Origin of the sequence: Bradyrhizobium genomosp. I (2014), from assembly GCF_000261685.1 — a bacterium.
Lineage (GTDB): Bacteria > Pseudomonadota > Alphaproteobacteria > Rhizobiales > Xanthobacteraceae > Bradyrhizobium.
This window is the reverse complement of the sequence record NZ_AJQE01000157.1, coordinates 1-8,535: the sequence shown is the minus strand read 5'-3', so window position 1 is coordinate 8,535 and position 8,535 is coordinate 1. Positions and strand designations below refer to the sequence as shown.

The following is an 8,535-nucleotide window of genomic DNA, read 5'->3' as shown; positions in this document are numbered from 1 at the left end:
GGTCGCTGCCGGAGACGCAAGCGGTCCGGGATTGCGATTCGCTCCATCCGGACTACGAAGGCTGAGCGGGCTGCGAGGACTCCGAACGATCTATCCCGCGCGGCGGGCGCGGGCCCTGCTCTCCCAGCGATCGAGCATTTGACCGAGCTCGCCGGTGACCACGGCAGCCGCGGCGGCGCGTGCGATCTCGTTGGTGTTCGCCGGTGCGTTGGCCGGAAGCCAATCCGGCTCACTATACTCGCGCCAGCGGCGTGCTTCCGCACGTCGTTTGCTGGAGATGAACTCGCGGGTGAAATAGCCGGCCGCGAACGCGATTCCGAGCAACACGATCAATACGATGACGCCAGCCACGATCAACTCCGTCCATCGCCCCCGGCCGTTTTCTGCGCGGCAATATGTGCGAAATCAAGGCTCAAAATGGGTCGAATGCGTCTACGTGCCGGGCTTTGCCGCAAGCAAGTTTCTGCTCAAGCTCGCGGAACAATCTTGCGATTTGTGGGTGGCGCACGCACGCGCCGAATGTGACGGGATTGCGACCAGAGCTCGGAGCTCGCGATTCCACCCTCGCAACCAGCCATAGACCGCATTAACCTTCGCACCTGCTCGGCCGGATCAACCGGCCAGCGAACATGATCGGGAGGACGCGAATGACACGCCAGGAGGCTCGTGATCACGAGCAGCGTGACCAGGATGCTGCGCTTTCACGACGTACACTCGTCCGGGGACTTGCGCTCGGCGCCATGGCGACGCTGGCCGGCCCGGCGCTGGCCCAGACCGGACCCGCCGCACCGCCGACGACCATCACCGCCCCGCCGCGCGACTTCGGCCCTCGCGGCGCGCCGACCACTTATTTCTGGGATCCCGACATCATCGCGGTCGATCCGTCCTTCAATGATCTCGCGCAGCCCAACACCGCGATCAAGCGGCTGTATACTGGAGTGCTGTGGGCCGAAGGCCCGGCGTGGAGCGCGCAAGGCCGCTATCTGTTGTGGAGCGACATTCCCAACAACCGGCAGATGCGCTGGAGCGAGGACGACGGCCGCGTCAGCCTATTCCGCTCGCCTTCCAACAATTCCAATGGCAACTCCTTCGACTTCCAGGGCCGCCAGCTGTCCTGCGAACACCTGACGCGGCGGGTGACGCGTTACGAACATGACGGCACCGCCACCGTGCTGGCCGATTCCTATCAGGGCAAGCGGCTGAACTCGCCGAACGACATCGCTGCGCATCCCGACGGCAGCTACTGGTTCACCGATCCGCCCTATGGCGGTCAGCTCTACGAAGGCGAGCCCGATGCGGCGGGGGGCCCGAGCAATGCTGGCGGCAAGCTCAATCCGCGGATCGGACAGCCGGCCGGCTTCGTGCCGGGCAAGCGCGAACTGCCGACCAACTGCTATCGCATCGATCCCTCGGGCCGCATCGACCTCGTCGTTACCGAGGACCAGGTGCCCGACCCGAACGGCCTCTGCTTCTCGCCCGACTACAAGAAGCTCTACATCGCCTCCACCGGCAAAGGGCCGGGGGACACCGGACCCGGCGGCAAGGGCGAGATCTTCGTGTTCGACGTCGGCAGCGACAACAAGCTCTCCAACCTCAAGAAATTCAGCGATTGCGTGATCGACGGCGTGAAGTGCGGACCGGATGGCCTGCGCTGCGACGTCAATGGCAATCTCTGGGCCTCCAGCAATGCCGGCCGCGCCGTCGGCTACAGCGGCGTCACGGTGTGGTCGCCGGAGGGCAAGCTGCTCGGCCGCATTCGCCTGCCGGAAGTCTGCGGCAACATCACCTTCGGCGGGCCCAAGCGCAACCGCCTGTTCATGGCCGCTAGCCAGTCGCTCTATGCGGTGTTCACGGCGACGCAAGGCGCCGGGCCGGGCTGAAAGAGGCGAGACAAAAGCAGGCGGCGGCGTGAACCGTCGGCGCCTGAATATTTCCAGTCGTGGCGATCGAAAAGGTCTGCTTTCCGGCCGGCCAGGCATGACGGACTCTCTTCGATCGAACAGAGTGTACGGCAGCGGACATCTCCTTGTATTGCGACCGGAGAATTGAGCAACCTTCAGGACCCGAGGTCCGCGAAGTGCTCGCAGCTGATTGCCGAGATCGGCACGCGACATCGGTCTGTCGCCGCTATCCTGCCAGGCACCGACCGAGCGGTCGCTGCTGCAAGCACGAAAAGCTGATCGGCTGCCGCCAGCGCGATTAGAAACCTTAGAGCGCGATGAACGTTGCGCCTCCGAACCATGGCGCATGCCCCTCGTCGAAATCTGCATGCCTGCTGCCGACCAGCATACACTCTATCTGCGCATTCTAGACTTTAGTCCCGCTCCCACAATCATGAATGCGGTTTCACTTGCCGAGAATGCCTCCGCCGTTATAGTCCCGGCCCAATAGCTCAAAAGAGGCTTGTTTAAGAGGAGAGAAACAAAATGAAAAACATACTCCCTGGTGCATTGCGGATATCGCTTGGTGCGGCAGCCGTCGGTGCGATGATCACCGCGTCTGGCGCGGCCAAAGCGGCAGATCCGATCAAGATCGGCGTGATCGCGGAAGCGCAGGCGATTGCCGGCGCATCCATTCCGCAGGCGGCGCAGCTCGCAGCGGACGAGATCAATGCGAAAGGCGGAGTCGAAGGCCGCAAGATCGAAATCGTCTCCTACGACAATCACTCCTCCTCGGCAGATTCGGTGCGGGCATTTCAGCGCGCCGTCAACGAGGACAAGGTCAACATCGTCATCGCGAGTTATATCAGCGAGGTCGTGCTGGCGCTCGAGCCCTGGGCTTCGCGGCTGAAGACGCCGTTCGTCACGCCTGGCGCAGCGTCAAACGAAATCAGCAAGAGCGTCCACAGCGACTACGCGAAGAACAAGTATACTTTCCACGGCTATCTGACCTCGGCGGCACTGGCGCTTTCGGTCTGCGATGCCGCCAAGGATCTGCTCGTCGACAAGATGCACATGAAGTCGGCGGTGATCATGAGCGAAGACGCCGCCTGGACCAAGCCACTCGACGCCGGCTACGAGGAATGTCTGCCCAAGATCGGGCTGAAGGTGCTGGACCACGTCCGCTTCTCGCCGGACACCACCGACTTCACGCCGATCTTCAACAAGATCGAGGGATCCAAGCCTGATGTCATCATCACCGGCATCTCCCATGTCGGCGTGCAGCCCACGGTGCAGTGGAAGAACCAGCAGGTGCCGATCCCGATGTTCGGCATCTCCTCGCAGGCGACCAACGAGACCTTCGGCAAGGACACCAACCAAGCAGCCGAGGGCGTGCTCTACCAGGGCGTCTCGGGTCCCGGCGTCGCGGTGACGCCGAAATCGGTCCCGTTCGCGGAGAACTTCAGGAAGAAGTTCGGCAACTATCCCTCCTATGCCGGCTACACCGCCTATGACGAGGTCTACTACATCGCTGACGCGGTGAAGCGGGCGGGCTCGACTGACGCCGACAAGCTCGTCGATGCGCTGGAGAAGACCGACTGGGAAGGCACGATCGGCCGCGTCCAGTTCTACGGCAAGGACGATCCGTTCACCCACTCGATCAAGTACGGCAAGGGCCTGATCACCGGGCTGATGCTGCAATGGCAGGACGGCAAGCAGATCGCGGTCTGGCCCAAGGACGTCGCGAAGGCCGACATCAAGTTTCCGAGCTTCGTCAAGCTCAGCAACTAGCCGACACAGCTCCCGGGCCGACCTCCCCGGGAGCCTTCCCGCTTGCGTCCCCGCATTTTTCTCGAAGCGGCAGTTTGACTGCCACCCGGCCAATCATCAATGCGAGCTTTCCAGATCTTGATCGATGGCTTTGCCATCAGCGCCCTCTACGCCCTCGGTGCCACCGGCTTCACCCTGATCTTCGGCGTCTCGGGCGTGCTCAACCTCTCCCACGGTGCCATCATGGTCGCGGCAGCGGTGGCGGCCTGGGCCGCGGCCAGCGTGCTTGGCGTCGGCACCTATGCCGGCGCGCTGATCGGAGTGGCGGTCGCCCTCCTCACAGCGTTTGCCACCTATTTCGCGGTGGTCAAGCCGATCCAGGATTCCCGGCGCATTCCCAATGAGGAGAAGGAGATTTTCGTTCTCACGGGAACGCTGCTCTGGGGCATCATGATCCAGGAGCTGATCGCCTATTTCTTCACCAACAACGCCAAGACCGTGCTGCCGATCGTCGAGGGCGTCGTCGAGATCCTCGGCGTCCGCACGCCGCAAAACGAGATTTTTACGGCGATCGTATGCTGCCTCGTGATCGCGCTGCTGTGGCTTCTGGTGAACCGCACCCGCACCGGCAAAGCCGTGCTGGCGGCCTCGATGAACCCGCGTGGCGTTACGCTGCTCGGGCTCGAGCTCACCAACATCTACATCGTGGTATGGGCGATCTACGGCATTCTCGCCGGCATCGCCGGCGTGCTGCTCGGCATGTTCCTCGGCGTCAGCTCCTACAGCGTCGGCCCATTGACGGCGAGCGCGTTCTCGATCGTCGTGCTTGGCGGCCTCGGCAGCGTCTCCGGCTCGCTGATCGCCGCCTTCGTGGTCGGCTATCTCGAGACGCTGACGGCCTACCTCGTCTCGCCGGCCTATCGCACCATCCCGGCGCTGCTGCTGCTCGTGTTCGTGATGTACATCCGGCCTCAAGGCCTGCTGGGGAGGCGCTGAGATGTCCACCTTCTTCACCTCGCGCCTCTTCTTCATCTCAATCGCGCTCGTCCTCATTGCGGCAACGCTGCCGCTCTATGTCTCCGGTTACGTGCTCGGGCTGCTGACCGTCGCCTTCTATTTCGGCGTGTTCGCGATGGCCTGGGATCTGTTGTTCGGCTTCGCAGGCGAAGTGAATTTCGGGCCGACCTTCCTGATCGGCGTCGGCGCCTACACCGCCGGCATCCTGAATGCCCAGTTCGGCTGGTCGGTCTACCTCTGTATCGTGCTGGGAGCGCTCGCCTCCGTGATTGCCGGCCTCGTGCTGGCGCTGCCGGCGCTACGCGTGCGCGGTCCGTATTTCGGTCTGACCACGCTGGTCGCGGTGCTGATGCTGCAGAACTTCATCGTTGTTTTCGCCGACCTCACCGGCGGCGAGATCGGGCTCACCATCCCCGACGTCATCAGCATCAACGCCGGCACCAACTACTGGATCGCGCTCGGCTTCATGACCATTTCGGCGGCCATCCTCTACGGCCTGTCGCAATCGCCGATCGGACTCGTGCTGCAGGCGAGCGGCCAGGACCCGGTGCAGGCCGGCGCGCTCGGCTTCAACATCGTCAAGCACAAGCTCGCCGCCTTTATCGTCAGCGCGTTCTTCTCGGGGCTGTCGGGCGCGCTGCTGGTGTTCTACTTCGGCACCGCCTCGGTCGGCACCGTCGTCGACGTTGCCGTGGGCGTCAACGTGATCGTTGCAGCGGTGCTCGGCGGCCGGCGCACCGTGCTTGGCGCGGCGCTCGGGGCGATCTTCCTGATCGTCGCCGGCGAGTTCCTGAGGCCGACCGGCGAACTCGCGACCTTCATCGTCTCGGCGGTCGCCTTGCTCGTCGTGCTGTTCTTCCCCGGCGGCTTCTTAGGGGCGGCCCTCTCGCGCGAGGCGCGTTCGTGATGGATATGAGGCTTTCAAACAGGGCCGTGCTCGAAGTCCGCGGATTGACCAAGCGCTTCGGCGGCCTGACCGCGGTGAAGAATCTCGGCTTCGAGGTCAACAGCGGCGAGATCTTCGGCCTGATCGGGCCGAACGGCTCCGGCAAGTCGACCGCGATGAAGAGCGTGATGGGCATCGAGCGCCCGACTGCGGGCGAGGTGATCTTCGAAGGCGAGAACGTCGCCGGCCTGCCCGCGCACAAGATCGCGCGCAAGGGCTTTGGCATGGTGTTCCAGCACTCGCGGCCGCTGAACCGGCAGACCGTGCTGGAGAACATTCTGGTCGCGCTGCTGCCGGACAGCCTGTTCATGCTGTTTCCGGACAAGGCGCTGGTCGAGCGCGCCAAATGGATCGCCGAGCGCGTCGGGCTCGGCGACGTGATGAACCGCCGCCCGCCGACGCTGCCCTTTGCGGATCTGCGCCGGCTGGAGCTTGCGAAAGCGATCGCGCGCGACCCTAAAGTCGTTCTGGTCGACGAACCCTTCGCCGGGCTGACACGGGCCGAGGTCGACATCTTCTCCGAGCTGATCCGAAGTTTCCGCGACGAGGGCCGCGCGGTGATGCTCGTCGACCACAACGTCAAGAGCGTCGCCGCGCTGGTCGACCGCGTGCTCGCGATGTATCTCGGCGAGGAGATCGTCACCGGCAAGGCCGAGGACGTGATGAAGAACGAGACGGTGCGGAAGGTCTATCTCGGCGGCGCCCTGGAGACCCATGCGCGGCCCGAGACCGGCTTCAAGGACAAGGTGCCCTTGCTTCAGGTCGAGAACGTCAGCGTATTCTACGGCAAGGCGCAGGCGCTGGAGAACGTCTCGATCCACGTTCACGAGGGCGAGTTCGTCTCCATCGTCGGCCTCAACGGCGCCGGCAAGACCACGCTGTTCAACACCATCTCCGGCTTCCTGCCCTATACCGGCGAGATCGTGCGCGGCGGCGACAGACTGCGCGGCACCAGTCCGGCGAAGATTGCCCGCAGCGGTCTCGTGCAGTGTCCGGAATCGCGCGAGCTGTTCGGCGAAATGAGCGTGCGGGAGAACCTCGATCTCGGCGGACAGCATTTGTCCGACGACGAGCGCGCCAAGCAGCTTGCCTGGCTGTTCGAGCTGTTCCCGATCCTGAAGGAGCGCCAGGGCCAGATGGCCCAGACGCTCTCGGGCGGCGAGCAGCAGATGCTGGCGATCGGCCGCGCGCTGATGATGCAGCCGCAGATCCTGATCCTGGACGAGCCGACGCTCGGCCTTGCCCCCGTCATCCTCGAGCAATTGTCCAAGGCGCTGGAGAAGCTGCGGCAGACCACGGCGATCACGGTGCTGCTCGGCGAGCAGAACGTCACCTTCGCGCTGCCACATGCCGACCGCGTCTATGTGCTGGAGCATGCCAGGATCGTCTGGGAGGGCGATCCCGGCCGCTTCGCCAGCGAAGCCGGCGCAGATTTTCTCTAGTTCGTACGTCTCAATAACAAAACAACGAAAGGGAAACGACCATGCGACCTTCAGTTCTCGGCAGCCTGCTCACCTCCGCGCTGGTGCTGTGCTTCGCGGCGCCCGCCTACGCGCAGTCGAACGATCCGATCAAGATCGGCGTCATCGCCGAGGTGCAGTCGATCGCGGGCGCGGCGACGCCGGGCGGCGCGCAGATCGCGGCCGACGAGATCAACGCCAAGGGCGGCATCCTCGGCCGCAAGGTCGAGATCGTCACCTACGACAACAAGAGCTCGTCGGCGGACTCCGTGCGCGCCTTCCAGCGTGCGGTGAGCGAGGACAAGGTGTCCGCCGTGATCGCGAGCTATATCAGCGAGGTGGTGCTGGCGCTGGAGCCCTGGGCGGCGCGGCTGAAGATGCCGCTGATCACGCCCGGCGCCGCCTCGAACGAGATCACCAAGGCGATCCACAACGATTACGAGAAGAACAAGTACACATTTCACGGCTATCTGACCTCGGCCGCTCAGGCCCAGCTCGTCTGCGACGCCGCCAAGGACCTCCTGGTCGACAAGCTCAAGTTCAAGACCGTCGCGATCATGAGCGAGGACGCTGCGTGGACCAAGCCGCTCGACGTCGGCTACGAAGCCTGCCTGCCCAAGGCGGGTCTCAAGGTCGTCGAGCACGTCCGCTTCTCGCCTGATACCACCGACTTCACGCCGATCTTCAACAACATCGAGGCCAAGAAGCCCGACGTGATCGTCACCGGCATCTCGCATGTCGGCGTGCAGCCGACGGTGCAGTGGAAGAACCAGCAGGTGCCGATCCCGATGTTCGGCATCAGCGCGCAGGCGTTGAGCCCGACCTTCTGGAAGGACACCAATGGCGCCGCCGACGGCATCCCCTCGCTTGCAGTGGCAACGCCCGATGTGGCCGTCACCCCCAAGACGAAGCCGTTCGCAGCGGCGTTCAAGGCCAAGTTCGGCAGCGCGCCGGCCTATACCGGCTATACCGCCTATGACGAGGTCTACATGATCACCGACGCGATCAAGCGCGCCGGTTCGACCGATCCCGACAAGATGGTCGCCGAGCTCGAGAAGACCGACTACGAGGGCACGATCGGCAGGATCCAGTTCTACGGCAAGAACGACGAGTTCACCCATGGCATCAAGTCCGGCCCCGGTGCTGTCACCGGCCTGGTGTTTCAGTGGCAGGACTCCAAGCAGGTCGTGGTCTGGCCCGAGAAGATCGCCGAGGGCAAGCTCAAGTTTCCCAACTTCGTGAAGCTGTCGCAGTAACCGGTTCGTACCGACGTCAGGCCCATCGCTCCGCAGGGAGCGGTGGGCCTCTTTCGTCTTTCGCAGATGCGTTGTACGGCGGCGCACCGCGTGTCGACCTTTCGCCATGTTGACTTTCCGCCGCCCTCCTCCCCATACTTCGCAAAAAAGCAACAACCAATCATAAGACGGTTTTGAGGGAGGATAGGATGCCGACTTCACGCAGG

7 protein-coding genes are annotated in these 8,535 nt (G+C 63.7%); 6 read left to right on the top strand and 1 reads right to left on the bottom strand.

Translation table 11 applies throughout. The features are described from left to right. Window positions 1–90: 90 nt before the first annotated feature. On the bottom strand, window positions 91–351 hold the full coding sequence (locus tag IC50_RS15075; RefSeq protein WP_035705848.1) for a hypothetical protein: 261 nt from the start codon (window positions 349–351) through the stop codon (window positions 91–93). 296 nt (window positions 352–647) lie between these two features. Here IC50_RS15075 and IC50_RS15070 point away from each other — a divergent pair, with 296 nt between their 5' ends. From IC50_RS15070 to IC50_RS15045, 6 genes are all read left to right on the top strand, one after another. Continuing rightward, window positions 648–1,880 carry an SMP-30/gluconolactonase/LRE family protein gene (locus IC50_RS15070; protein WP_035705845.1) on the top strand — a complete coding sequence of 411 codons (1,233 nt, stop codon included), beginning with the start codon at window positions 648–650 and terminating at the stop codon, window positions 1,878–1,880. A 546-nt stretch (window positions 1,881–2,426) separates the two neighbouring features. Next, window positions 2,427–3,671, top strand: coding sequence for an ABC transporter substrate-binding protein (locus IC50_RS15065; RefSeq protein ID WP_050991008.1), 1,245 nt, complete (start codon window positions 2,427–2,429; stop codon window positions 3,669–3,671). A gap of 99 nt (window positions 3,672–3,770) precedes the next feature. After that, window positions 3,771–4,646 (top strand): branched-chain amino acid ABC transporter permease, encoded by an 876-nt coding sequence (locus IC50_RS15060; RefSeq protein ID WP_035705840.1) that lies wholly within the window; start codon window positions 3,771–3,773, stop codon window positions 4,644–4,646. 1 nt (window position 4,647) lies between these two features. Further along, window positions 4,648–5,574, top strand: coding sequence for a branched-chain amino acid ABC transporter permease (locus IC50_RS15055; RefSeq protein WP_035705837.1), 927 nt, complete (start codon window positions 4,648–4,650; stop codon window positions 5,572–5,574). Then, the gene (locus IC50_RS15050) at window positions 5,574–7,055 is read left to right on the top strand and encodes an ATP-binding cassette domain-containing protein (RefSeq protein ID WP_035705833.1); all 1,482 of its coding nucleotides are present in this window, start codon (window positions 5,574–5,576) and stop codon (window positions 7,053–7,055) included. Before IC50_RS15055 ends, IC50_RS15050 begins: the two co-directional genes overlap by 1 nt. A gap of 41 nt (window positions 7,056–7,096) precedes the next feature. Next, the gene (locus IC50_RS15045; protein ID WP_035705830.1) at window positions 7,097–8,329 is read left to right on the top strand and encodes an ABC transporter substrate-binding protein; all 1,233 of its coding nucleotides are present in this window, start codon (window positions 7,097–7,099) and stop codon (window positions 8,327–8,329) included. Window positions 8,330–8,535 lie beyond the last annotated feature (206 nt).